The 26,009-nt window shown below is 70.7% G+C and carries 20 protein-coding genes and 1 tRNA gene; 13 read left to right on the forward strand and 8 right to left on the reverse strand.

Annotated elements, in window-relative coordinates:
* Positions 1-34: 34 nt before the first annotated feature.
* From IVW53_00800 to IVW53_00825, 6 genes are all read left to right on the forward strand, one after another.
* Positions 35-2,170: a VWA domain-containing protein gene (locus IVW53_00800; protein MBF6604108.1), complete on the forward strand. Its 2,136-nt coding sequence runs from the start codon at positions 35-37 to the stop codon at positions 2,168-2,170.
* A 75-nt stretch (positions 2,171-2,245) separates the two neighbouring features.
* Positions 2,246-2,746 (forward strand): DUF2269 family protein, encoded by a 501-nt coding sequence (locus IVW53_00805; protein MBF6604109.1) that lies wholly within the window; start codon positions 2,246-2,248, stop codon positions 2,744-2,746.
* Between the two features lie 78 nt (positions 2,747-2,824).
* Positions 2,825-4,234, forward strand: coding sequence for a class II fructose-bisphosphate aldolase (locus IVW53_00810; GenBank protein ID MBF6604110.1), 1,410 nt, complete (start codon positions 2,825-2,827; stop codon positions 4,232-4,234).
* 233 nt (positions 4,235-4,467) lie between these two features.
* Positions 4,468-6,102, forward strand: a complete 1,635-nt coding sequence (locus tag IVW53_00815; GenBank protein MBF6604111.1) for an amino acid permease — start codon at positions 4,468-4,470, stop codon at positions 6,100-6,102.
* An 82-nt stretch (positions 6,103-6,184) separates the two neighbouring features.
* Complete coding sequence (locus IVW53_00820; GenBank protein MBF6604112.1) at positions 6,185-7,138, forward strand: phosphotransferase; 954 nt, start codon at positions 6,185-6,187, stop codon at positions 7,136-7,138.
* Positions 7,139-7,212: 74 nt separating this feature from the next.
* Complete coding sequence (locus tag IVW53_00825; protein ID MBF6604113.1) at positions 7,213-9,639, forward strand: FAD-dependent oxidoreductase; 2,427 nt, start codon at positions 7,213-7,215, stop codon at positions 9,637-9,639.
* A 51-nt stretch (positions 9,640-9,690) separates the two neighbouring features.
* On the opposite strand, the gene IVW53_00830 is transcribed toward IVW53_00825, so the two are convergent.
* Positions 9,691-10,599 carry a phosphotransferase family protein gene (locus IVW53_00830; GenBank protein ID MBF6604114.1) on the reverse strand — a complete coding sequence of 303 codons (909 nt, stop codon included), beginning with the start codon at positions 10,597-10,599 and terminating at the stop codon, positions 9,691-9,693.
* 173 nt (positions 10,600-10,772) lie between these two features.
* Between IVW53_00830 and IVW53_00835 the strand changes: the two genes are divergently transcribed.
* Positions 10,773-13,211, forward strand: coding sequence for a GcvT family protein (locus IVW53_00835; protein ID MBF6604115.1), 2,439 nt, complete (start codon positions 10,773-10,775; stop codon positions 13,209-13,211).
* A 71-nt stretch (positions 13,212-13,282) separates the two neighbouring features.
* Positions 13,283-14,050 (forward strand): histidinol-phosphatase, encoded by a 768-nt coding sequence (locus tag IVW53_00840; GenBank protein MBF6604116.1) that lies wholly within the window; start codon positions 13,283-13,285, stop codon positions 14,048-14,050.
* A 48-nt stretch (positions 14,051-14,098) separates the two neighbouring features.
* Here IVW53_00840 and IVW53_00845 read toward each other — a convergent pair whose 3' ends face one another.
* From IVW53_00845 to IVW53_00865, 5 genes are read right to left on the reverse strand one after another with little or no spacing between them, the layout of a single operon-like run.
* Complete coding sequence (locus IVW53_00845; GenBank protein MBF6604117.1) at positions 14,099-15,382, reverse strand: aspartate aminotransferase family protein; 1,284 nt, start codon at positions 15,380-15,382, stop codon at positions 14,099-14,101.
* A gap of 58 nt (positions 15,383-15,440) precedes the next feature.
* Positions 15,441-16,322 carry an ABC transporter permease gene (locus IVW53_00850; GenBank protein ID MBF6604118.1) on the reverse strand — a complete coding sequence of 294 codons (882 nt, stop codon included), beginning with the start codon at positions 16,320-16,322 and terminating at the stop codon, positions 15,441-15,443.
* A 5-nt stretch (positions 16,323-16,327) separates the two neighbouring features.
* A complete protein-coding gene (locus IVW53_00855; GenBank protein MBF6604119.1) occupies positions 16,328-17,221 on the reverse strand; it encodes an ABC transporter permease in 894 nt (297 codons plus the stop codon).
* A gap of 35 nt (positions 17,222-17,256) precedes the next feature.
* Positions 17,257-18,525, reverse strand: a complete 1,269-nt coding sequence (locus IVW53_00860) for an ABC transporter substrate-binding protein (GenBank protein MBF6604120.1) — start codon at positions 18,523-18,525, stop codon at positions 17,257-17,259.
* 50 nt (positions 18,526-18,575) lie between these two features.
* A complete protein-coding gene (locus tag IVW53_00865; GenBank protein ID MBF6604121.1) occupies positions 18,576-20,102 on the reverse strand; it encodes an ABC transporter ATP-binding protein in 1,527 nt (508 codons plus the stop codon).
* On the opposite strand from IVW53_00865, the gene IVW53_00870 reads away from it, so the two are divergent.
* Entirely contained in the window at positions 20,093-21,169 is a 1,077-nt protein-coding gene (locus IVW53_00870) for an Mrp/NBP35 family ATP-binding protein (GenBank protein MBF6604122.1), read from the forward strand. The two genes, IVW53_00865 and IVW53_00870, sit on opposite strands and share 10 nt — an antisense overlap.
* Here the strand turns inward: IVW53_00870 and IVW53_00875 are convergent.
* Positions 21,156-22,010 carry an MBL fold metallo-hydrolase gene (locus tag IVW53_00875; protein ID MBF6604123.1) on the reverse strand — a complete coding sequence of 285 codons (855 nt, stop codon included), beginning with the start codon at positions 22,008-22,010 and terminating at the stop codon, positions 21,156-21,158. The two genes, IVW53_00870 and IVW53_00875, sit on opposite strands and share 14 nt — an antisense overlap.
* 155 nt (positions 22,011-22,165) lie before the next feature.
* Between IVW53_00875 and IVW53_00880 the strand changes: the two genes are divergently transcribed.
* Positions 22,166-22,861, forward strand: coding sequence for a Crp/Fnr family transcriptional regulator (locus IVW53_00880; protein MBF6604124.1), 696 nt, complete (start codon positions 22,166-22,168; stop codon positions 22,859-22,861).
* Here IVW53_00880 and IVW53_00885 read toward each other — a convergent pair.
* Entirely contained in the window at positions 22,818-24,041 is a 1,224-nt protein-coding gene (locus tag IVW53_00885; GenBank protein ID MBF6604125.1) for a competence/damage-inducible protein A, read from the reverse strand. The two genes, IVW53_00880 and IVW53_00885, sit on opposite strands and share 44 nt — an antisense overlap.
* 61 nt (positions 24,042-24,102) lie before the next feature.
* On the opposite strand from IVW53_00885, the gene IVW53_00890 reads away from it, so the two are divergent.
* The 3 genes from IVW53_00890 to IVW53_00900 all read left to right on the forward strand — a co-directional run bounded on the left by IVW53_00890 (position 24,103) and on the right by IVW53_00900 (position 25,917).
* Positions 24,103-24,921, forward strand: coding sequence for a hypothetical protein (locus IVW53_00890; protein MBF6604126.1), 819 nt, complete (start codon positions 24,103-24,105; stop codon positions 24,919-24,921).
* The gene (locus IVW53_00895; protein MBF6604127.1) at positions 24,882-25,466 is read left to right on the forward strand and encodes a hypothetical protein; all 585 of its coding nucleotides are present in this window, start codon (positions 24,882-24,884) and stop codon (positions 25,464-25,466) included. The genes IVW53_00890 and IVW53_00895 overlap by 40 nt, the downstream gene beginning before the upstream one ends.
* A 363-nt stretch (positions 25,467-25,829) precedes the next feature.
* Positions 25,830-25,917, forward strand: a tRNA-Leu gene (locus IVW53_00900).
* Positions 25,918-26,009: the final 92 nt, after the last annotated feature.

A 26,009-nucleotide genomic window follows, 5' to 3' on the forward strand; every position in this document is an offset into this window, starting at 1 on the left:
GGCGCCGTACGCCGATGACCGTCCTCCTGCCCCGATGACCGGCTTCGGGTTCACTCCCGACCGGCGCGACCTCCGCGACGGCGGTTCGGGGCTCGAGGCGCGCCGCCCGGCCCCCCGCGGGGCCGCCCGCTACTCGCAGTGGGACGGTAGCCAGTCCGTCCCCGACCTCGACGCTGACGAACTCCTCGACGAACTCGCGGACGACATGATGGCCGAGGGCGACATCGCCGCGGCGCTGCGCCGGCTGATGGAACGCGGCTGGCGTTCGACGGATCCGACGCGGGCCGATCTGGCGGGCCTCCGCGACCTCCTCGACCGACTCGGGCGCCGCCGAGAGGAGCTCCTCGACCGGTACCGGCTCGGCGACGTGCTCGATGAGGTGCGCCGTGAACTCGACGCGGTCATCGCCGAGGAACGAGCGGGCGTCCAGCGACGGCTCGACACGGCGGCCGGTGCCGGCGGCGCCGCTCCAGACGGCACCGCGCCCGCTCCGGACCCGCCGGACCCTGCCCTCCGGGAGATGCTCCGGGACATCGCGGCGAAGCGGCTGGACCGGCTCGATGCCCTCCCGCCTGAGGTCGGCGGCCGGATCCGCGAACTCGAGTCGTACGACTTCCTCGAATCGGGCGCGCGCGAGCGCTTCGACGCCCTCGTCGCGCGTCTCCGTCGCCAGGTACTCGACCAGTACATCGACGGCCTCTCCGATGCGATCGCCTCGACCACGCCCGAGGATCTCACCGCGAATCGGGAGATGGTCCGCGACCTCAACCGGCTCCTCCAGGAGCGGCTCTCGGGACGCGATCCGGACGCATCCGAATTCCTCGCCCGCCATGGCGCCTTCTTCCCGGGTGCCCGGACGCTCGACGACGTCGTCGCGCAGCTGACCGAGCGGATGGCGGCGATGCAGTCGCTCCTGCGGTCCATGAGCGCGGAGCAGCGCGCGGAGCTCCAGGACGCGATGGACGCCCTGCTCCGCGACGACCGGCTGCGCTGGGATCTCGCCCAGCTCGCCGCCACGATGGACCAGCTCCTGCCGGGTGGCCTCGGCGAGCGGTTCCGCTTCGGCGGCGACGAGCCGCTCGGCCTGGAGGGCGCCCTGGCCCGCCTCGGCGATCTGCATGCCCTCGACGCGCTCGAGGAGCAGCTCGACGGCGTCAGCGGTCCGGGGGATCTCGGGCGAGTCGATCGAGACCGGGTGCGCGACCTCCTCGGTGCCGACGCCGTGCGGGATCTCGACGCGCTCGACGACCTCGCCGCCCGCCTCGAGCGGGCCGGCTATCTCACCCGCGACGGGGAACGCCTCGAGCTCACGCCGCGGGGCAGTCGGCGGATCGGCCAGAAGGTCCTCGACGACCTGTTCTCGCGGCTGCGGCGGGATGTCTTCGGCGATCATCGGGCGGAGCGGTCCGGACGCGGCGGGGAGCGGGACGAGGCGACGAAGGCGTACGAGTTCGGCGACCCGTTCCATCTCGACCTTCGGCGGACGCTCGCGAACGCGCTCACCCGCGAGTCGAACGCGCCCGGCCGGCGAGCGGGACCGGGCCTCGACCTCGCGCCGGCCGACTTCGAGGTCTTCCGGACCGAGCAGACGAGCCGGACGTCCACGGTACTCCTCGTCGACATGAGCCGCTCCATGCTCCTGCGCGGCTGCTTCGTCGCGGCGAAGAAGGTCGCCGTCGCCCTCGACACGCTCATCCGGACCCAGTACCCCCGTGACGACCTCACCATCGTCGGGTTCGCCTACTACGCCCGGGAGATCCGGCCGCAGGCGCTCGCCGGGCTGAACTGGCACGGCTACGAGTACGGCACGAACCTCCAGCACGGTCTCATGCTCGCGCGCCGGATCCTCGCCCGGAGCCATGGCTCGAACCGGGAGATCGTCGTCATCACGGACGGCGAGCCGACGGCGCACATGGAGGGCGGCCAGGTCGAGTTCAACTACCCGCCGACGCGCCGCACCATCGCCGCGACCCTCCGTGAGGTCGAACGCTGCACGAAGGACGGCATCACGATCAATACCTTCATGCTCGAACGGTCACGGGCTCTCGCGGAGTTCGTCGCCCTCGTCACGCGGCTCAATCGCGGCCGCGCGTTCTACGCCGAGCCCGAGCATCTCGGCGAATACGTCCTCGTCGATTTCGTGTCGCGCCGGACGAAACGGGTGTCGTAGAGTCTCCGCCAATGCGTCCCGGCCCGTCCCTGTCCGGCGGGTTGCCCTTCGGGGCGCTGAAGGAGGACCTCACCGATGAGCCCGCTCGCCGAGCTGTTCCTGTTCGCCCACGTCCTGGGTGCCATCGCCGTGTTCGGTCCCACGTTCATCTTCCCGCTCATCGGGAGCGCGGCCCGTCGCGCGCCACAGCACGGCCACTTCGCGGCCGAGCTGGCCGAACGGATCGAGACGAAGATCGTCATCCCGGGCGCGGTCGTCCAGGGTCTCACCGGCCTCGGCCTCATGGCCACCCTCGGCCTCGACGTCACCTCCACCACGTGGCGCTGGCTCCTCATCGGGATCGCGCTCTACCTCGTCGCGATCGTCTACGCGGTGATGGTCCTGGGGCCGGCCGCGACGCGGATGGTCGAGCTCACCGGTGCGATGTCAGGGCCGCCGCCGGCCGGAGCGCCGGCCGGCCCTCCCCCGGAGATCGCCGCGACGGCGAAGAAGCTCCAGCAGGGCGGGATGCTCCTCACGACCCTCATCGTCCTCATCGTCCTGCTCATGGTGACGAAGCCGACGATCGGCAGCTGAGGCGTGGGCGGGCCACCGGCGACCCGCCGGCGATCGGCCGGTACCATAGGCGCCCCGCGTCCGAGGAGACCTGCGCCCATGCCGAACGTCGCCGCGACCACCACCGAGCTGCTCGCCGGGTTGGCCGCCACTGCCCATCTCTCCGGCGAGCGTCTCACCGTCGACGACGAGGCCGGATTCCGGCAGCGGACGATCAGGGATCTCGCCTGGACCGCCGCGTTCGCGACGGACGAGGCCACGGTGGAGTCCGCGCGCTGGTTCATCTGGGAGGCGGCGCAGGTCCTCGGGGCGCGCTCGGCGAGCATCGAGGTGCTCTATCGAGCCCGGGCTCGCGGCGAGGTCGCGGGGTTCACCGTGCCCGCGATCAACATCCGGGCCCAGACGTTCGACATGGCCCGCATCGTCTACGAAGCCGCCGCGGCGGGTGCCGTCGGTGCCGTCATCCTCGAGCTCGCCCGGAGCGAGCAGACATACACGTTCCAGCGCCCCGCCGATTACACCGCGAGCGTCCTCGCCGGGGCGATCGCGGCCGGCTGGCGGGGACCCGTCTTCCTGCAGGGCGACCACTACCAGTTCAACGCGAAGAAGTACGCCGCGGACCCGGAGGCGATGACGGACGAGATCCGGCGAGCCTGTCGCCTCGCGATCGGCGCCGGATACCGGAACATCGACATCGACAGCTCCACCCTTGTGGACCTCTCGAAGCCGAACGCGGACGAGGAGCAGCGGGCGAACTACGAACGCGCGGCCGAGCTCACCGCACTCATCCGGACCCTCGAGGCGGACGGCGTGACGATCAGTGTCGGTGGGGAGATCGGCGAGGTCGGCAAGGAGAACTCGACGGAGGCCGAGCTCCGGGCGTTCCTTGACGGCTACCGCGTGGATCTCGACGCGCGGTCGCCAGACGCGATCGGCATCAGCAAGGTGAGCGTCCAGACGGGGACCAGCCACGGCGGCCGCGTGCTCCCGGACGGGACGGTGGGGACGGTGGCCGTGGATTTCTCGGTCCACGAGCGGCTCGGTGCGATCGCCCGGCGGGAGTACGGACTCGCCGGCACGGTCCAGCACGGGGCGAGCACCCTGCCGGACGAGCTGTTCCACCGATTCCGTGAGGTCGAGACGGCGGAGATCCACCTCGCGACCGGGTTCCAGAACCTCCTCTACGACCACCCCGCCTTCCCGGCCGAGCTCCGCGCCGAGCTCGACGCCTGGTGCTTCGCCAACGCGGCAGACGAACGGAAGCCCGGCCAGACCGAACAGCAGTTCGTCTACTCGTCCCGGAAGAAGACGATCGGGCCGTTCAAGCGCCGGCTGTGGGACCTCGGGACGAAGGACGAGATCCTCGCCGCCCAGCACGCGAAGATCGACTTCCTGTTCCGGGAGCTCGGCGTGGACGGAAGCCGGACCATCGTCGATCGTTACATCGAGCCGCTGGAGGTCCATCGACCCCTGCCGGACGCCCTCCGTGAGGTCGCTCCGGCCGGTTGATCGCCGCCGGCCGGCGAGGGACGGTCCCTGCTCGCCAGTTCGGAACGCGCGACGGAGCCCGGGGAGGCGCACGGCGCGGAATCTCGTTGACGGCCGTGCTGCCGAATCCCCATACTCGCCGCCAAGCCCGGCTCCGAGGGAGCGCCGAGCGGTCCCTCGCGTCCTCGCGCCTTCCCCAGAGGTCAGCTCGCGCCGACGACCCCATCCCGGCGCGGTGGTAGAGGAGGAGAGTCGTGGCGGGTATCTCGAACAGCGGCGACCAGGCAGCGCGGGACGACGCCCACCTGCGCTCGCTCGGCATCAAGCCGGAGCTCCAGCGGAGCCTCGGCTTCCTGTCGAACTTCGCCGTCGCCTTCAGTTACATCAGTGTCTCGACGGGGACGTTCACCCTCATCGGGCTCGGCCTTGCGGCGGGTGGACCGTCCTTCTTCTGGTCGTGGCCGATCGTGGTCGTGGGCCAGCTCTTCGTCGCCCTGAATTTCGCCGAACTCGCGAGCCACTTCCCGGTCGCTGGTTCCATCTACCAGTGGTCGAAGCGGCTCTCCAACAAGACGCTCGGCTTCTTCACAGGCTGGATCTACTTCTGGGCGGGCGTTCTCACGACGACCGCCGTCGCGATCACCGTCCCGCTCGTCATGTCGACGATCTGGGGCTTCAACCTTACCGACAAGTCGCCGATCGGCATCGTCAACAACCTCGTCTTCTGGGCCGTCGTCGTGCTGGTCATCACGACGCTCATCAATGCCTTCGGCATCAAGCTGTTGTCGATCATCAACAACATCGGCGTCGGGGCCGAGATCCTCGGGATGCTCGTGTTCGCGCTGATCCTCCTCGTGTTCTTCAATCACCAGCCGCTCTCGGTCCTGACGCAGACGGCGGGTGTCGAGAATCAGCCGGGAGGAAGCTTCCCGGGCGCCTACCTCGTCGCCATGTTCATGTCGTTGTTCGTCATCTACGGCTTCGACACGGCGGGGACCTTCGGTGAGGAGACGCTGGATGCAGGACGTCAGGCGCCACGCGGCATCCTCACCGCGATCATCCTCTCGGGGGTCATCGGAGCGGTCTTCCTCCTCGCCATCATCCTGTCGTTCAAGGACGTCGGCGCGGAGATCTCGAGCGCCCAGGCGTTCGGTCTCCCGATCGGCGACACGATCAACGCGAACATGGGCGACTTCGGGAAGGTCTATCTCCTCGTCATCCTCGCCGCGGTGTTCGTCTGCACGATGGCGATCCAGGGCGCGACGACTCGGCTGATGTTCTCGATGGGTCGTGACCGGCGGCTCCCGCTGGGCGGGATCTGGGGCCACGTCAACCCACGATTCAAGACGCCGGCGAACGCGGCCGTCGCGGTCGGCGTGCTCGCCGCCATCCCGTTCCTTGTGAGCGACAGCCCGGGCCTCCTGGCGATCGGCGCAACGGGTCTGATCTACCTCAGCTACTTCCTCTGCAACTTCGGCGTCCTCATCGCCCGGCGACGCGGCTGGCCGCACAAGGGCGCGTGGTTCAAGCTCGGATCGTGGGGGACCATCCTCAACGTCCTCGCCCTCGTCTGGGGCGGGGTGATGCTCCTCAACTTCTCGCTCTGGCAGACGGACCTCTTCGGGTCGCTGGGCACGCAGACATGGACCATCCCGGCCTCCGGTTCGACTGCCGCCGCGGTCATCAACCTGCGTGACCAGACGAACCCGCTCCTCAGCACCCTGTCATTCGGCGGGACTGTCCAGGGCGGCCTGCCGGGGATCCCGCTCTTCGAGTTCACGATCGCGCTCATCGTCATCGTGGGCGCGATCTACTACTTCGCGACTGGTCAGGGTCGCAAGGTGGATGTCGAGGCGGACACGGCGACCGGCGAGACGGCGATCGGGTAGATACTCGACGCTTCAGCGGCGCGCGGGCGGCGCGGCGAACGATCGTCGCGCCGCCGCCGTCGCCGTCGCCGGAGGCGCGGGGATGAACGGGAGATCGGGCGCGACGTCCGTGCGGGATGGAGGGAACGCCGAGATCGTGGCCGCCCTGCAGGCGGTCCCGGAGATCGCCGGGCGGCGGCTCACGCTGACCGCGCTGTCCGGGGGGATCACGAATCGGAACTTCCTCATCGAGCTCGCCGGAGAGGGCGAGCGGTACGTCGTCCGGCTGGCCGGCAACGACACCCATCTCCTCGGCATCAGCCGTGAGGTGGAGCACGCCGCGACCGTCGCCGCGGCGGGGGTGGGTGTCGGGCCGGAGGTCGTCGCCTTCCTCCGCTCGTACGGGTATCTCATCACGAGGTTCATCGCGGGCTCCCCGGTGTCCGACGAGGCGGTCCACCAGCCGGCGACCATCCGGCGCGTGGCCGACTCGATCCGCCGCATCCACGACGGGCCGGCGATTCCTGGCCTCTTCATCCCGCTCCGGATCGTCGAGGCCTACCGGGCACTCGCGGCGGCGCGCGGCGTGACGATCCCGTTCGGGTATGAGCTCGCCCGAGCGATCGGCCGGCGGATCGAGCTCGCCCTGCTGACGAACCCGATCGAGCTGCGGCCGTGCCACAACGACCTGCTCAACGGGAACTTCATCGATGACGGGACGCGGATCCGGATCGTCGACTGGGAGTACGCGGGGATGGGCGACCCGTTCTTCGACCTCGGCAACTTCAGCGTCAACCACGACCTGACGCGGGATGAGAACGCGATCCTCCTGGAGGCCTACGACCTGGGTCCGGGCCGCCCGGATCGCCTCGCCCGGCTGACGCTCATGCGGATCGTCTCCGACTTCCGGGAGGCGATGTGGGGGGTGCTCCAGCAGGGGATCAGCACCCTCGACGTGGACTTCGTCGCGTACGCTGCGGAGCACTTCGACCGGCTGCTGACGAACGCGACGACGCCGGCCTTCGAGCGGGCCCTGCGGGAGGCCGCGGGCGACTGACGTCCGCGCGACACGCTGCCACCCGCTAGGCTGACGAGACCCACACGGCAGCCGGCATGAGGGAGCGCGAAGGGATGGCGGACCAGGCCCGGATCGTCGTCATCGGTGGCGGGATCACGGGCGTCAGCGTCGCCTACCATCTCGCCCTCGCCGGCGAACGGGACGTCCTCCTCCTCGAGAAAGCGCAGCTCACGGCGGGTTCCACGTGCCAGGCGATGGGGCTCGTCACGATGTTCAATCCGTCGTCCACGATGCTCGCCTTCCGCCGCTACAGCATCGAGCTGTACCGCTCGCTCGGCGCCTTCGATGCGGTCGGGAGCGTCCGGATCGCCTCGAGCGAGGATCAGCTCAGGGAGTTGCAGCGGACGTTGAGCCGGACCACGGCGATGGGCCTCGAGGCGGAGCTGCTCTCGCCGGCCGAAACCCGCCAGCGGCTGCCGGCGGCAGCGCCCGACGAGCTGTACGGATCCGTCTGGTTGCCAGGGGACGGTCATCTCGATCCGCACACCGCGACGCATGCGGTCGCGGCGGCGGCACGAGGGTCGGGAGCCCGCATCCGGACCGCTGTCCGGGTGACGGGCATCGAGCTCACGACGCGCGGAGCCGTCCACCGCGTCCACACGACGGATGGGCCGATCGACGCGGAGATCGTCGTCAACGCCGCGGGCATGTGGGCGCCGCAGGTCTGCGCGATGGTCGGGACGTGGATCCCGTCGACACCGGTCGACCATCAGCACGCGGCCCTCCGGGTCGTCGCCGGATCCGAGCTGCCGCGCGACATGCCGTGCTTCCGGGATCCGGATCGGCTCGTGTACGGGCGGAGCGAGGCGGGCGGGATGCTCGTCGGCGGCTACGAGGCCGAGCCGCCGGCCCGCTGGATCGATGGCGTCCCGTGGGACCACGCCGCGACGGGCATGCCTCCGGACTACGAGCGATTCGCGCCCCTCCTCGCCGGCGCCGCCCGGCGCTTTCCGTTCCTCGGCGAGGCCGAGATCGGCCGGCTCGTCTGTCACCCGGACGCGATGACGCCCGACGCGAACCCCCTGCTCGGGCCGCTGCCCGGCGTGCGCGGCTTCTGGGTCGCCGCGGGTCTGTCGCTCAACGGATTCGGGGGTGCCGGCGGGATCGGACGGGCGATGGCCGGCTGGATCGCGACCGGCGATCCGGGGATCGACGTCGTCGCCTACCGTGCGTGGCGGTTCAGCGAGACGTACCACGACCCGACGTACGCGGCGGCGCTCGCCCGTGAGGCCTACTCGTACTACTACCGCCTTCGCTACCCGGGCGACGCGGACAGCGCGGGCCGACCGCGGCGGACCTCCGCGCTGCATGCACGGCTGCAGGACAGCGGGGCGGTCTTCACCGCGAAGGCCGGCGTCGAGCGCGCCGATCACCACGCTCCGGGACGAGCCTGGCGCCGGGCCGGGCCCGATCAGCGCGCCTGGGGCTGGGGCCGGCCACCGTACATGGAACGGCTCGCCGTGGAGTGCCGGGCGGTCCGCGAACGTGTCGGCCTCATCGATCTCTCCTCATTCGGGAAGATCGACCTCGCGGGTCCCGGGGCGTTGCCGCTCCTCCGGCGGGTCGCGGCGAACGACGTCGACCGACCGATCGGGTCGGTCGTCTACAGCCCGTTCCTCGACGAGCGCGCCGGCATGCTCGCCGACGTGACGATCACGCGGCTCGACATCGATCGCTTCCGCGTCGTCACCGGTGCCGGCGCGGTCGCCGGTGACGTCGGCTGGCTCCGCCTCAACCTGGCGGTCGACGACGCGCCGGTCTCGATCCGCGACGTCTCGGACGAGATCGCCTGTCTCGGCCTGTGGGGTCCGCGGGCGCGGGATGTCCTCGAGGCCGCCGGCGCGAAGGGAGCGGACGACGCCGAGCTGCCGCTCCGTCGGGCGCACGACGTCACGATCGGACCGGCGCCGGTCCTTGCGGCCCGCCTGAGCTACGTCGGGGAGCTTGGCTGGGAGCTGTACACGGATCGCGGCTGGGCGACCCAGGTGTGGGATCGGCTCGTCGCGGCGGGTGAGCCGTGGGGCATGCAGCAGTTCGGCTACCGGGCGCTCGAATCGCTCCGACTCGAGAAGGGATACCGGTACTACGGGACGGATCTCACGGCGGCCGAGACGCCGGACGAAGCCGGACTCCGGGTGACCATCGGACCGGAGCGCGGTCCGTTCCTCGGCCGGGCGGCACTCGAGGCGAGTCGCCGTCGCGGTCTTCGGCAGCGACTCCGGACGATCGTCATCGGGGACGACGATGCGTTCCTGCCGCTGTACGGCGGCGAGGCGGTCCGGATCGAGGGCGCGGTGGCGGGTCGGCTGCGGAGTGTGGCGCCGGGGTTCACGGTGGGGCGGACGGTGGGCACCGTGTATCTCGGCCCGGAGGTCGTCGAGGGGACGGATCTCACGGTCGACGTCTTCGACGCTCGAGCGCCCGGCGTTGTCGCCGCGGATGCGCTCGTCGACCCGGCCGGCTCGCGGATGCGCGGTTGAGTCGTCGGCCGCCCGTCGACCGTCGGTGCGGTGCCGCCGACCGCGGCGGCCTCATCGATCGGCGACCGCGACCTCGGAGAGCCAGCGCTCGAAGTCGGGGGCGCTGAGGGCCCCAGCCGCGCGTTCCCAGCGCTCCACCGCCCAGCCCCAGAAGTCGTAGTCGATCGAGCTCATGCGGGCCTGGATCGCCGCCCACAGTGACCAGCCGACGTCGCTCATGATCATCTGGAGGCGCATCCGGGCGATGAGCGCGGGGGTCACCCGGCCGAAATACGCGCCACAGAGTCGGGCGATCCTGTCGTCCTCCCAGCCGAGCTCCTGGCAGGTGTTGCCGAGTTCAAAGCACGGGTCGTTGTTGCCGCTGTACTCGTAGTCGACGATCCACAGCCGGGACCCGTCGGCGAGGTAGTTCTCGGCGAGGAGGTCGTTGTGACAGGGGACCGTGGGCAGCGGTCGGAGAGCGAGCGCGGCCTCCATCCTCGGGATGAGTGGAAGCCGATCACGGTAGCCGTCCGGGATGCGGATCGAGCGCTCGTCGCAGACCCGGAGATACCGTTCCGTGAGTCGGAACATGTCGAAGTCCCGCTGGAAGCGGGGTCCGGCGTGGAGGCGGCGGAGCGTCCCTGCGACGCGGTCCGGCATGGCCTCCTCCCGGAACGCGTCCTTCGACATCGTCCGCCCGGGAAGGTATTCGAGGACGAAGGCCGTCAGATCCGGCAGCTCGTGGAGCACCCGTGGCCCGACGTCCACGGACGCGGCGGCTCGCGTGTTGAACAGCTCGTTCGCCCGGTCCACGGCGAGGAGCTCCGTGCCCGCGCCGGCGATGCGGACGAACGCCCGCTCGCCCTCGACCTCCACGATGTAGTTCCGGTTCGTCAGGCCGCCATCCACGGGTTCCACCGCGACGGCTCGGTCCCGCCACGCCGGGATCGCCGCGATGACCTGCTCGATCGTCGCCATCGGGGGTGAGGCTAGCAGGAGCGGAGGCGACCGCGACGCCGGCCGCCGCCGCGCCGCGGAGCGGCCACGCGTCGAGTCCGCGTCTCATGGTGCGATGGACCTCCGCGCGACACGCTGCCACCCGCTAGGCTGACGGAGTCAACCGGCGAGACGGCATGTGGGAGCGCGAGCGGATGGTGGAGCACGCCCGGGCGGTGATCATCGGGGGCGGCGTCGGCGGGACGTCGATCGCCTACCATCTCGCCGAGCGCGGCTGGACGGACATCGTCCTCGTCGAGCGGGCGGACCTCACCTCGGGGAGCACGTTCCATTCGGCTGGCCTCGTCGGGCAGCTCCGCTCGAGCGTCACCCTCACGACGATGATGATGTACAGCGTCGAGCTGTACCGCCGTCTCGCGGCGGAGACCGGGACGGACCCATCCTGGCACGAGGTCGGATCGCTCCGTCTCGCCTCGAGCCCTGCCCGCCATGAGGAGCTCCAGCGCCAGGCCGGCTGGGCGAAGACGTTCGGGTTGCCCATCGAGCTCATCTCGGCCCGGGAGGCCCGGGATCGCTTCCCGCTCATGTCGACGGACGGCGTCCTCGGCGCCCTGTACCTCCCGACGGACGGCTGGCTCGACCCGTCGGGGCTCGCCCTCGCCCTCGCGGCGGGCGCTCGGGCTCGCGGCGCGGCGATCCGGACGAATACCCGGGTGATCGCCATCAACACGGATCGCGGCCGGGTCACGGGCGTCGAAGTGCAGCACGGCGAGGTGCGCTCGACGATCGCCGCGGACGTCGTCGTCAACGCCGGCGGGATGTTCGCCCCGGAGATCGGGCGCCTGGCGGGCGTCGATATCCCGATCGTGCCGATGGCCCACCAGTATCTCTTCACCGGCCCCATGGCCGGCGTCCATCCTGGGCTGCCCCAGCTCCGCGACCCGGACAACCTCGTGTATTTCCGGGAGGAGGTCGGCGGGCTGTGCATGGGCGGCTACGAGCGCCATCCGGCGCCCTGGTCGCTCGACGGAGTCCCGGCCGACTTCAACGGGAAGCTCCTCGCTCCGGACATGCCGCGCTTCGAGGAGATCATGGACGGCGCCGTCCGGCGCGTCCCGTCGATCGCCGATGCGGGCGTGAGCCGGGTCATCAACGGACCCGAGGGCTTCACGCCGGACAACGAGTTCATCCTCGGTGAGAGCGAGGTCCGCGGCTTCTTCGTCGCCGCCGGGTTCTGCGCCCACGGGATCGCCGGCGCCGGCGGGATCGGCCGCCAGGTCGCGAGCTGGATCGTCGATGGCGAGCCGGAGCTCGACCTCTGGAAGATGGACATCCGGCGATTCGGCGCCCAGTACCGGTCGCGCTCGTACACGCTCGCGCGGACGGTGGAGGTCTATCGCACGTACTACGACATCCACTACCCGAACGAGGAGCGCCAGGCCGGCCGTCCGCTGCGGATCTCGCCGGCCTATCCGCGACTCGAGGCGCTCGGTGCGACGTTCGGCGAGAAGTCCGGCTGGGAGCGCCCGAACTGGTTCGAGGCGAACGCGGCGGCCGGCGACGAGGGACTCCGACCGCGCGGCTGGGCCGGCATGCACTGGAGCCCGGCGATCGGCGCCGAGGCGCTCGCGACCCGAGGCGCCGCCGCCCTGTTCGACGAATCGAGCTTCGCGAAGGTCGAGGTGGCGGGGTCCGGCGCCACCGCGTTCCTCCAGCGGCTCTGCGCCAACGACGTCGACCGACCCGTGGGCTCGATCACCTACACCCAGATGTGCAACGCGCGCGGGGGCATCGAATGCGACTTCACCGTCACCCGCCTCGCGCCGGGGCGCCACCTCATCGTCACCGGCACCGCCTTCGGCAACCACGATCTCGGCTGGATCCGGAAGCAGGCCCCGGCCGACGGCTCGGTCCTCATCGCGGACGTGACCTCGTCGCGCGCCTGCTTCGGCCTGTGGGGTCCGCGTGCTCGCGACATCCTCGCGCCGCTCACGACGGACGACCTCGCGAACGAGGCGTTCCCGTATCTCACCGCTCGCCCGATCGTCGTCGGCAACGTGCCCCTCCTCGCCCTCCGCGTGACCTACGTCGGTGAGCTCGGCTGGGAGCTCTATCCGCCGACCGAATATGCGGCCGCGCTGTGGGACACGGTCTGGGCCGCCGGTCGGGAGCACGGTCTCGTCGCCGCCGGCTACCGGGCGATCGACGCACTCCGGCTCGAGAAGGGCTACCGCGTCTGGTCGAGCGACATCACGCCAGACGAGACGCCGTTCGAGGCCGGCCTCGGATTCGCCGTCGCGCTCGACAAGCCCGGCGGGTTCATCGGGTGCGATGCGCTCCGAGCGGCGCGGTCGGCCGGCCCGCGGAAGCGGCTCCGCTGCCTCGTCCTCGACGATCCGCGCTCGGTCGCCCTCGGCAACGAGCCCGTCCGCGTCGAGGGCCGGATCGTCGGCCGGGTGACCTCCGGCGGCTACGGCTTCGCGGTCGAGCGGTCCATCGCTTACGCGTACCTGCCCGCGGACCGGGCGCCGATCGGCACGCGTGGCGAGGTGGAGGTCTTCGGCGAGTGGGTCGGCTTCGAGGTCGCGCATGAACCGCTCTACGACCCGGCCGGCGAGCGGATCAGATCGTGAGCGGCGAGCCGTTCGGCCCGGCCTGGAGCGCGAGCCGGGCGCGCGCCACGGCCGCCGAGCTGGCCGGCTGGCTGGCGTTCGCCCAGGCCGCCTGCGACGAAGCCGATGCGATCGCCCTCCGCCACTTCCGCCGTGACCTCGAGGTGATGACGAAACCGGACCGAACCTTCGTGACCGCGGCGGACCAGGAGATCGAGCGGGTCATCCGCGACCGGGTCCGGACCGCGTATCCCGATCATGGGCTTGTCGGCGAGGAATACGGCGAGGAGTCGGGCGCGGGGCGGATCCGCTGGTACATCGACCCGATCGACGGGACCCACAACTTCATCCGCGGGGTGCCCCTGTTCGGGACGCTCCTCGCGATCGAGGTGGACGGTGAGCTCCAGGCCGGCGTCCTCTCCGCACCGGCCCTTCGAGAGCGGTGGTACGCGTCGCGCGGCGGCGGGGCGTGGGCCGTGGGGGCGGCCGGGACGACCGGACCGCGGCGCATCGCGGTCTCGCGGGTCGCTCGCCTCGCGGACGCACAGCTCCTCTACGGCTCGGGCCACGACATCGAGGCGTCGGGTCGCGCGCCCGGCTTTCGATCTCTCCTCGGCGAGGTCTGGCGCGAGCGAGGCTTCGGCGATTTCTGGGGCTACGCGCTCATCGCCGAGGGTGCGGCCGAGGGCATGGTGGAGGTGGACGTGAAGACCTGGGACCTCGCGGCCCCGCTCGTGCTCATCGAGGAAGCCGGCGGGCGGGTCACGGACCTGGCGGGCGGGCGCCGCATCGACGGCCTCGAGATGGTCGCCTCGAACGGCATCCTCCACGACGGTCTGCTCGCGCGCCTCCGAGGCTGATCGGCCGTCCGACCGGCGGTCGGACCGGATGGCGTCGAGCTCGTCGCTTCAGGCGCCGGCGGCGGCGAGACTCTCGTCGAGGATCGACAGGGCGAGGTCCACCTCGGCGGCCGTCGTCACGAGCGGCGGGATGATCCGGACGACGTTCGCGTAGGTGCCCGCGGAGAGGACGATGAGGCGCCTCGAGAGAGCCTCCGCGATGACGCGCTTCGTCAGGTCGGGGTCGGGCGTGCGACCGTCCCCGACGCCGGGCCTGACGAACTCGAGGGCGACCATGAGGCCGAGACCGCGGACGTCCCCGATCGCGAGGTGGCGACCTGCGAGCGAGCGGAGGCCGGCGAGGAACTGGACGCCACGCGCCGCGGCGTTCTCCACGAGCCCCTCGTCACGGATGACGTCGAGCGTCGCGTTCGCGGCAGCGCACGAGACGACGTTGCCCCCGTATGTCCCGCCGTGGGTGCCCGGTGGCCAAGCCTCGAGGAGCGTCCGGCGGGCGAGGATCCCGGAGAGGGGAAGGCCGGAGGCGATGCCCTTCGCCATCGTGAGGATGTCCGGCTCGACCCCCCAGTGCTCCACGGCGAACATCTTCCCGGTCCGTCCGAATCCGGTCTGGACCTCGTCCGCGATGAGGAGGATCCCGTGATCGCGGGTGATCTCCCGCAGGCGGGGCAGGAAACCCGGCGGGGGCACGATGTAGCCGCCCTCGCCGAGCACCGGCTCGACAATGATCGCGGCGACGTGCTCCGGATAGATGAGCTGATGGAACGTCAGGTCGAGCTGTGCCTCCCAGTCGCAGGTGCAATCCGCGGGCGCGTGGGCCTGCCCGGGCGCTCGGTAGCAGTACGGATAGGCAGTGTGGTAGACGGATCCGGGCAGCGGCTCGAAGTGACCGCGGTAGACGTCCTTGGCGGTCGTCAGTGCCATCGTCTGGGCCGTCCGACCGTGATATCCGCCCCGGAACCCGATGATGACCGGGCGACCGGTCGCGATCCGGGCGAGCTTGACCGCCGCCTCCACGGCCTCCGCCCCGCTGTTCGAGAGGAAGGCGCCCCAGCCGTCGCCCGGCAGGACGTGACGGAGGCGTTCGTGGAGCCGCAGCCCGGGCTCGTGGTAGACGATGTTCTGCTGCCCGTGGAGCAGTTTCTGCGCCTGGGCGGCGACCGCCGCGGCGACCCGCGGGTGCGCATGTCCGGTGTTCGTCACCCCGATGCCGGAGCTGTAGTCGAGGTAGCGTTCCCCGTCCACGCTCACGAGCCATGAGCCCTCGCCGTGGTCGACGACGATGTTCGCGATCCGACTCCAGACCGGCGGGACGACCGACCGGTCCGGCAGGGACGCGGACGCGACGGCGGGGGGTGCGCTGTCGATCACTGCGGGTCTCCTCGCCGGGTCAGCGCCGGCGCGCCTGGACGATGTTCGAGATCGCGACGAATCCGACCGCGGACAGGAAGATGATCGATCCGATGACGTTGATCTGGACGGGCAGGGCGTTGCGCTGGATCGAATAGACCCAGATCGGGAACGTGTTCGTCGTCGGCCCCGAGACGAGACTCGTGATGATGAAATCGTCGATCGAGAGGCTGAACGCGAGGAGCCCGGCCGCGACGATCCCGGGCAGGATGAGCGGGAAGGTCACCTTCCAGAACGTCGACCACTCATTCGCCCCGAGGTCCATCGCCGCCTCCTCGAGCCGGCGGTCGAAGCCGATGAGCCGGGCCTTCACGGTGACGACGACGTAGCTGATGTTGAACATGACGTGGGCGATGAGGATCGTCTGGATGCCGAGGGGGAAGAGGAGCCCCTTCGGCACGATCCCCTTGAGCGGTTCCTGCGTCGCCGAGGCGACGAACATCGTGAGGAGACTCGCCCCCATGACGATCTCCGGCGTCGCCATCGGCAGGAAGATGAGGCCGTTGATGAAGCCGCGGCCGCGGAACTGGTAGCGGACGAGGGCGAGCCCGATGAGCGTGCCGAGGATCGTCGCCACGATGGTGGACGTGACGGCGATGAAGAGGCTCGTCCGGAGCGCGTCCGGCAGCCCCTGCCAGTCGAGCGGATGAAGCCACCCGTTGAGGGTGAAGCCGCTCCAGACGTAGTTGAACTTGCCCTGGTAGTCGTTGAAGCTGAAGACGATCATGACCGCGATCGGGATGAGCAGGTACACCACGACGAGCGCGGTGAAGGCGGGCAGGGCCCAGCGGCGGGCGGTCCGGAGCCAGCGCGAAGGGACGCCCGTCCGGGCGGCGGTCCGATCGAGAGTCGTCGTCGTCATCGTCGTCAGCCGGTCAGCTGCTCTGTGCCCAGGAACCTGGCGTAGACCGCCACCGCGACGAGGATGGCCGCCATGAGGATGAACGACAGGGCGGCGGCGGTTGGGTAATCGCCCTGCCCCACGAAGCGGTCCTGGATGACGTTGCCGATCATCTTGGTGTCCGTGCCGCCGAGCAGTTCGGCGTTCACCCAGTCACCGATCGCCGGGATGAACGTGAGCATGGAGCCGGCGAACACGCCCGGCAGGGCGAGGGGCAGGGTCACCTTGCGGAATGCGCCCCAGCCGCTCGCATACAGATCGTTCGCCGCCTCGATGAGCTTCGGGTCGATCTTCTCGAGGGCGACGTACAGCGGCAGCACCATGAACGGCAGGAAGTTGTAGGTGATCCCCGCAACGACGGCGATCGGCGTGTAGAGGAGGCTTACGCTCTCCGGGATGAGGTGGAGATCCTTGAGTGGACCGAGCACCGGCCCCGCGTCGCCGAGCAGGATCTTCCAGCTGATCGTCCGGATGAGGAAGCTCGTGAAGAACGGGGCGATGACGAGGAAGAGGAGGATGTTCTTGTAGCGGCCGCCGCGGAACGCGATCGTGTACGCCATCGGGAAGCCGATGAGGAACGTGAGGATCGTCGCCGTGCCGCCGAAGATGATCGAATTGCCGAACTGCCGGCTGAACTGCGTGAGCGCCGTGTCGTAGGCCTGCGCGGAGAACGTCACCCGGTAGCCGTCGCTGAGCGATCCGCTCGACACCGAGGTGAGGAACATCTGGACCGACGGGAGGATGAAGAAGAAGACCAGCCAGAGGATCCCGGGCGCGAGGAGGATGAACGGGGTGGCCCGTCCAAGACGCTGTCGCAGCCCGGGTCCCGGGGCTCGTCGTGGGGCGGCGGCGGTCGTCATCGCGCTCGTCGGCTGCCGTGTTCGCCGCTGTCGACCTACGTGCCGGAGAGGTCCGAGTAGAGCTGGTTCAGCTTCGCCTCGAGCTCATCGCTGAGGAACTGCCAGTTGTGCTGCCCGGCGACGACGGCCGCTGGCGGGAAGAGCAGGGGGTTCTTCGCCGCGGGTGGATCGATCTTCGCGATCTCCGCGGCCGCGCCCTTGACCGGCGAGACGTAGAAGACGAAGTCCGCGATCTGGGCCGCGATCTTCGGGTCGTAGACGAAGTTCATCATGAGCTCCGCCGTGTAGATGTTCGTCGCGCCCTTCGGGATGACCATGTTGTCCGACCAGACCATCGAGCCTTCGGTCGGCGCCACCCAGACCTGGTCGGCGGAGCCCGACGAGGCGAGGTCCCCGGACCAGGTCATCGCGGCCCACGTCGTCTTCGCCGCGAAGTCCTGCAGGTACGAGTTGCCGGTGAAGCGGAGGCCCTTGCCCACGAGCGGCTTGATGTCGTCGTGGACGGCCTGCAGGTCGGCGTCGGTCGTCGTCGCCGGATCGGCGCTCTTGCCGAGCTTGAGCAGGCCGAGTCCGAACGTGTCCCGCTTCTCGTTGAGGAAGGTGACCTTGTTGGCCGGCAGCGCCCACAGGTCGGCGAGCGACTTAGGGAACGGCATGTTGTTCTTCGTGAGCGACGTTTTGTCGTAGCCGATGCCGGTCATCCCGGATTGCCACGGGTAGTGATAGTCGTTACCCGGATCCCAGACCTGGTTGCGCAGTGGATCGCGAAGGTTGGCGACGCAGTTCGGCACGTTCGTCTGGTCGATCTTCTCCGCCCAGCCCTTGCTGATGATCTTCGCCGCGAGCCAGTCCGTGATCGTGATCATGTCCCAGCCGGTGGGAGCACCGGCGACGAGCTGCGGCTGGATCGTCGCGAAGAAGCTGTCGTTCGCGTCGATCTTCTCCTCGTAGTTCACGTCCACGCTGTACTTCTTCTTGAACTCCTCGAGGGTCGGCGACGACCCGGGCGAATACTTGCCGGCGGTCGCGGCCTTGCCGGCGAGGTCGATGTACGCCGGCCACTGGGCCCAGTGGAGCGGACCGGTGACGACCTTCGGGGTCGGGGCCACCGTCGGGCCCGGGGTGATCGGGGGTGGTGTCGGGATCGCGATCGACGCCGCGGTCGACGCCGCTGGCGGGGCGCTCGTCGCGGCGCTCGATCCGCTGCATGCGGCGAGGAAGGCGCCGAACCCGGCGACCGCGCCGCCCTGCAGGAAGCGGCGCCGGCTGATGGCCCGGCGGTCGATGCCGGTATCGTCGAACATGTGCTCCTCCGATCGTGATCCCGGGTGATCTCCCGGCAGTGGGAACGCGCTCAGACGTCGTCGTCCGCGTGGGGCGACGGGTCGTGGACGACGAATGAATGATCCGCCGACCAGGCGAGGCGGACCTCATCGCCCGGCCGGTGGAGCGAGCCGTGGTTCGTCCGCTCCACGTTCTGTTCGTAGACGGCGATCCGTTGGCCCGATCTGGTCTCGACGATGTATTGCGTGCTCACGCCCATGTACGACGCATCTCGGACAACGCCGACGAGGGCGTTCGTTCCGGCCGGGCCGGCCTCCGTGAGCGCGAGCAGGCGGATCTTCTCCGGCCTCACCCCGACCTCCACCGCGGTCGCTCCGTTCAGCAGCGCCCCCGGCACCCGGACGCTCGCATCGTCACCGAGGCGGACGACGGCGTAGCCGTCCGCGGTACCGGTGACGGTTCCCGGCAGGAGATTGCTCACCCCGAGGAATCCGGCGACGAACCGCGTCGTCGGTCGCTCGTAGAGGCTCTCCGGGTCGCCGAGCTGCTCGTAGCGGCCGTGATTCATGACGGCGATCCGATCCGACATCGTCATCGCCTCCTCCTGGTCGTGGGTCACGTAGATGAACGTGATCCCGACCTCCTGCTGGATCCGCTTGAGTTCGACCTGCATCTGCTTGCGAAGCTTGAGGTCGAGCGCTCCGAGCGGCTCGTCGAGGAGGAGGACCGCCGGGCGGTTGATGAGGGCTCGGGCGAGCGCCACACGCTGGGCCTGACCGCCGGAGATCTGATGCGGCTTGCGCTTCTCGTACCCGGGCAGCTCGACGAGGGCGAGCATGTCCGTCACCCGGCGCCTGATCTCGTCGCCCTTGATCCCGCGCCGGCGGAGCCCGAAGGCGACGTTCTCGAAGATCGTCAGGTGGGGAAACAGGGCGTAGTTCTGGAAGACGGTGTTGACGTTGCGGCGGTACGGCGCCAGCCACGTCACGTCCTGGCCCTGGAGCTCGATGAGTCCCGAGGTGGGCTGCTCGAAGCCGCCGATCATCCGGAGGGTGGTCGTCTTGCCGCAACCGGACGGTCCGAGCAGCGAGAAGAACTCGCCGTGCTGGACCTCGAGGTTGATCCGGTCGACGGCGGCGACGTCGCCGAACCGTTTGACCACCTCGACGAGCCGAACATCGACTGTGGGCACGGGGCGGATGCTTCTCCAGCTCGGAGCGGTGGGGCGGTCTCGAGGTCGCGCGTCGGCCGCCGGCACGGAGGACCACGTCGATCGAACCGGACGGCCGTGAGGCCCGCCGGTGGCCGGAGGATAGGACCTCACGGAGTCCGATGTCAAGGCGGCGTTAACGGTTCGACCTTCGCGGTGAACGTTGCTGTTTCGTGCGAATCGCGTCGTATCGCGGTGGCTAGGGCGCTGGTGCTGCCGGGTCGGCGCCGATCGCCGCGGATGGATGGCGGGATGCGCCGCCGCCGCGCTGCCCTCGCCGGAGGCGACCACGGCCGCCCGGCGGTAGGATATCGAACGGTCGGACCACCGAAATCCCCACCGACCGACCCCGCAACGACCCGAGGACGTGGCCCGCGATGATCCCATTGACCGAAGGCGCGATCTACGACGCGCTCCGCACCGTCCAGGAGCCGGAGCTCGGCCGCGACATCGTCACCCTCGGGATGGTGAAACAGATCGCCATCGACGGTTCCCGAGTCGCGTTCACCCTCGAACTGACGACGCCGGCCTGCCCGCTCAAGGACGAGATCGAGCGGACGGCGAACGTCGCCCTGCGTGCGATCGGGGCGGACGCCGTCGAGATCACCTGGGGTGCGATGGTCCGGCGGGCGGTGCCGGTCCGCCCGGAGCAGCTCGTGCCCGGCGTGAAGAACGTCATCGCCGTGGCCTCCGGGAAGGGCGGCGTCGGCAAGAGCACGATCGCGGTCAACCTGGCCGTGGCCCTCGCCCGCGCCGGTGCGAGCGTCGGCCTGCTCGATGCGGACATCACCGGACCGAACGTCCCGATCATGCTCGGGCTCAGCGGACAGCCGACCGCCACGCCGGAGGGCAAGATCGCGCCGCTCGTGCGGCACGGCGTCAAGGCGATCTCCATCCAGTTCTTCGTCCCGGAGGGCCAGCCGATCGTGTGGCGCGGTCCGCTCGTCGGCGGCGCGATCCAGCAGTTCCTCCGCGACGTCGATTGGGGCGATCTCGACTACCTCGTCATCGACCAGCCGCCGGGGACGTCGGATGCGCAGCTGACGCTCGCCCAGGCGATCCCGATCGGCGGAACCCTCCTCGTGACGACGCCGCAGGACGTCGCCCTGCTCGATGTCGAGAAGGCGCTCGCGATGCTCAAGCGGATGAATGTCCCGGTGATCGGGATCGTGGAGAACATGAGCGCCTTCATCTGCCCCCACTGCGGCGAGGCGACCGAGATCTTCGGCCGGGGAGGCGGGGAACGCTTCGCGGCGGCCCACGGTATCGAGTACCTCGGCGGCATCCCCCTCGACGTCACGATCCGCCAGGGCGGCGACGCCGGGATCCCGGTCGTCGCCCAGCGCGAGCCCGGGCCGGCCGCGCTCGCACTCGAGGCCCTGGCCCGGACGGTGGCCGCGCGGATGAGCGTGCGGGCGATGGGCGCCCAGCAGCCGGTCCTCACGATCTCCTGAGCGGCCTCGCCAGGGGGATCCGTGAGCGGGTCGCCGGGTTGGTCGCGGCCGCCGCCGCAGCCGGCGCGGCCTCGGGACCGGCCTGAGGAGCGACCGCGAGCCGGAGACCCGGCCGGGCGATCTCGACCGCGACATCCGTCGTCCGATCGGCGAGCGCCCGCAGATCGTCGCGATGGGCCGATGGATAGTGCGTGAGGAGCAGGCGCCGGACACCCGCCCGGCGAGCCATCTCGACGGCCTCGACGCCGGTCGAATGGCCCCGACAGGGCTCGTCCTCGCTCGCCGACGCGAGCGTCGCCTCGGCGATGAGGAGGTCGGCCCCGCGGGCGAGGGTCACGAGGTGCTCCGTCGGCCCGCTGTCGCCGCCGTAGACCAGACTCGCGCCGAGGCCCTCGATCCGCATCGCTCGCGCGGCGACGTAGTGCTGGAGCGGCGTCGGGCGGACGACGAGCGAGCCGAGCTGGAACGGCACCTCGTCCTCGTACTCATGCACGTCGAACGCATCCTCGAAGAAGGTCGCCCGTTCGCTCATGACCGTCGCGAAGACGGTGAGCCGGGCGCGCCCGCCTGGCGGCAGCCAGATCGCCGGCCGGCCGGTGGCTGTCCCGGGCCACGGGTAGAGGTACCTGAGCGGCGCGAGATCCATGAAATGGTCCGCGTGCAGGTGGCCGATGACGACGCCGTCGAGGCGTCCGGGGTCCACGAGCGCTCGCAGCCGACCGACCACGCCGGTCCCGCAATCGAACAGCACGGCCGTAAGCCCGCTCTCGACGAGGAGCCCGGACGCGGGCGTGTCCGGCTGAGGGGCGGCCGGTCCCGAGCCGACCACGGTAAGGCGCATCACCCGCGCATCGTCCATCGTTGCAGGCGGCGCGTGGAATCGGCAGGTTGACGGCTCGCCTGTCGGCGGGCCGACAGTGTGCCCGGTCGGGTCGGACGTCGCGGGACCGGCGGTATCGGCGGACGGCGAGGGGCCCGGCTGGCTACGATGGCGGGATGGTTGCTCCGGAGGTCGCCGCCGCTCTGTCGAAGTGCGTCCTCTTCGCCGGGCTCGGTCCGGCCGAACTCGCGAGCCTCGCGGCGGAGGTTCGGGTCCGGCGGTTCCGGCGCGGCGAGGTCCTCTTCCATCAGGGCGACCCGGGCGACGCCCTGTTCGTCGTGGCGCGGGGTGCGGTGAAGATCAGCCTCCCGTCCGACGAGGGAGGTGAGGCGATCATCGCCACGGCAAGACCGGGCGAGTTCTTCGGCGAGCTCGCCCTGCTCGACGGTGCGCCCCGCTCGGCGACGGCGACGGCCCTGGGGCCGACGGAGACGGTGGTCCTGTCGCGGCAGCGGTTCCGCGAGCTCCTCGCGACCGAGGCCGCCCTTCGCGATGCCCTGTTCGCCACCCTCGCGAGGGAGCTTCGCCAGATCACGATGCACGTCCAGGACCTGCACTTCCTCGACATCACCGGCCGGCTCGCGGCCCGCCTCATCCGGCTCGCGGCGACCGACGGCACCACGAACCCCGATGGCACCATCCGCCTCGACGCGCCGCTCACGCAGGGCGATCTCGGATCGATGATCGGGGCGACCCGACAGACGGTGAACAAGCTCCTCGGCATCTTCGTCGACGATCAGCTGCTGCGGCTCGATCGCGACGCGATCGTCATCCTCGACCGCGACGGGCTCGCCCGGATGGCCCGCCACTGACCTCGCGCAGGCGCTCGTGGAGGATCGCGACGGCGGTGAGGGCCGCTCGCGACCTGCCGAGAGGGCCGCCGAGGAACGCGACTCGCCGCTCGTGATGGATCCCGCGCGCCGTCGCCAGGGCGACGCTCACGACCGTGTCGGCGCGTCGCTCCGCGGCCCGAACGGCAAGCACGACGGTCGCCCCGCACTCCGCCCGGAGCCGCTCGGCCGCGATCCTCGGGTCTTGGCTGGCATCCGCGGATCCCGGGCCCACGACCGTCGCGGTCACGAGGCCGGGCAGGTCGCCGAGAAGACCGACGAGCGAGCCGCCCGTCCCGCACTCCCACATGGCGAGCGTCCAGCCGCGGGCGGTCAGCGCCTCGCCGACCGCCTCACCCCAGGTGTCGGAGCCCGTTGCCCAGATGTACGGTCCGATCGCCGCGCGGACCCGTTCGGCCGCCGATCCCACGAGGTCCGCCGCCGAACGGTCGAGCTCTGCCGTCGCGCTGATCCGGACGTCCACCGCGTCCGCCCGGGCGTACGTCGCCACGATCGGATTCGGTGAGCGGAGCAGATCCTCCCCGAGCAGGTCGGCGGCGGCGGACTCGCCGATGCCCGTGAGGCGGTAGGTGAGACGCGCGGTGTCGAGGCCGAGTCCGCGATCCCGCAGCCGCGGCAGCACCCAGTCGCGCCACATCGGCCGCATCTCGCGCGGCGGCCCCGGGAGAGCGACGACGATTCGTCCGTCGGGGCGTTCCACCCACCAGCCCGGGGCCGTCCCGTTGTCGTTCGGGATCGGCGTCGCCGACGGGATGAGCCAGGCCTGCTTGAGGTTGATCTCGGCGAAGGGCAGGCTCCGTCGTTCCCAGAGGTTGCGGAGCCAGCGCTCGAGCGACGGATCCAGCGCGGGCCGCTCGGCGAAGACCGCGGCGATCGATTCCCGGGTAAGGTCGTCCGGGGTGGGACCGAGGCCGCCGGTGGAGACCACGAGATCCGCCCGGACGAGGCCGTCCGCGAACGCCTCCGTCACCGCGCTGAGCTCGTCCGGCAGGGCCGTGATGCGGATCACGCGCACGCCTTCGGTGGTGAGGTCGCGGGCGAGCTCGCCGGCGTTGGTGTCACGCGTCTCACCGACCGTCAGCTCCGTCCCGATCGAGAGGAGCGCGGCCCCGACGATCCGGTCCGGCGCTGCATCCGTCATGGGGCGAAGCGTAGCGTGCCGGGTCCGGCCGCCACCGGACCGCTGATATCATCGGCCGATCGTGACCGATCAGGATCCGCACGCCGAGGCGCCCGGCCTCCGCGAACAGCTCCGCGCGACCGTCGCCGCAGGCGTTGCGCTCGTTCGTGCGCACATCGAGCTCGCCAGGGCGGAGGTCGCCGAGATCGCCGTCGAGATGCAGCGCGTCGCGCTGCTCGCCGGAGCCGCCGTCGCGGCACTCCTCTTCCTCGGTGTCCTCCTCCCGGTGGGCCTCATCCTGTTCGTCGGCGAATGGCTGTTCGGGTCGATCGGGTGGGGCGTCCTCCTCGGTTCCGAGCTCTGCCTCGCGATCGCCGTGACGGCGCTCGTCCTGGGCCTCGGCCTGCCGGCCCGCCGCGTCGGCAGTGCGTTCGGCTGGGCGGTCGTGATCGCCATCGTCCTCGCCATCGTCCTCGGCACCGCGCTGACGAACACGGCGTGGACGCAGCTCGGCATGTCGGTCGCCCCAGGAGTCGAGTCCGGCGTCCGGCCGCTCGTCGTCGGGACGGCTGCCCTCGCCGCGGTCGGCGTCCTCCTCGGCCTCATCCTCGGCGCACGCTCCGGCGGGCGGGCTGCCCTCGGCGGCATCGTCGGCGGCGCGATCGGCGGCGCCATCGTCGGGGCGCTCTCGGCGGTCCGCTTCGGGGTGGGGCCCGGCGTCGCCCTCGGCGTCGCCGTCGGCATCGCCATGTGGTCCGCCCTGCTCGGGATCGGTCTTGGCCGGACCGGCGTCGACACGGATGCGCTCAAGGCGCGATTCTGGCCGAGCCAGACCATCGAGACCACGAAGGAGACGATCGAGTGGGTGCGCGAACGGACGCCGCTCGGGCCGCCGCGGTAGCGAGTCGGGGCGAACTCGCCGAGGAGGTCGCCCGACTCGAGGCCGCCGGACGGGCCGCCGTGGACATCCCGGCCAAGATCCGGCGTGCACCGGCGAAGACGGCCGGACTCGCGGCGGGGGCGGCATTCGTCGCCCTCGGCGGGCCCCGGCGGGCCCTGCGGCGCGTGGCGCGGGCTGTCCGCGGGCCGCGCGAGGAACTTCCGTCGTCCATGCTGCCGGGCGAGGTGGAGAAGGCGGTCCGGGCGCTCGGCACAGACGGGGCCCGCGTGCGCGGGACGCTCGAGCGCGAGTTCGCGGCCTACCTCGATGCGAACTCCGCCGAGCGGAAGCGCCGCGATCTCGGGGCGACGAGCAGCCTGCTCGCCGGATCGATTCTCGGGCCGATCACCCGCCGCCTCGGCCGCCGACTCGCCGATGAGCTGTTCAGCCCGAAGGCGGCGGGCGGTGCGGCGTTCGACGCGGCCGTGAAGCGGGCACGGGAGCGCTGGACGCAGACTGGCGGCACGACGCCACCGCCGAGCGGGGACGAGGCCCGCCCGGGGTAGCCGTGATTGCCTGACACGTCGTTGGCGAGGATGCCCAGCGGATCGAGCCATCTGGGCCAGATTCCGGCAGATGGCCATGAGGCGGGCGTTGGTCTGCACATCGGTGTCAGGTGGCCCTCAGCCGGGCATCTGGCAGGATCCAGGCGCCGGCCCGGCCCGCTCCACGCTCAGGTCAGCCAGCGCCGCGTGGGGAGTCGATGACCAACGCCCGCCTGGTGGTCAGCTGTCAGGAACGGCATGCCGCGCCGTACCCCGCTCGATGGAACCGGATCCGGCGAGCGCCCGCGGTGATCGAGCTCGAGCGCCTCGTCCACTTGGCCATGGAACTCGGTAGAGTCGAACCCTCTGTGGGAGACTAGGCACGGGCGAGTGGCGGAATGGCAGACGCGCCGGCCTTAGGAGCCGGTGCCGCGAAAGCGGCGTGTCGGTTCGACCCCGACCTCGCCTACCAGATCCTCCGGTATGCGAACCGCAGCCGGCACCCGGTACGTCGGCCGGATGTCGTCGGGCGAGATGACCCGGATCTCGCCGATCAGGAGGCGC

Source organism: Chloroflexota bacterium (assembly GCA_015478725.1).
In the GTDB taxonomy this organism is placed as follows: Bacteria; Chloroflexota; Limnocylindria; order Limnocylindrales; family CSP1-4; genus C-114.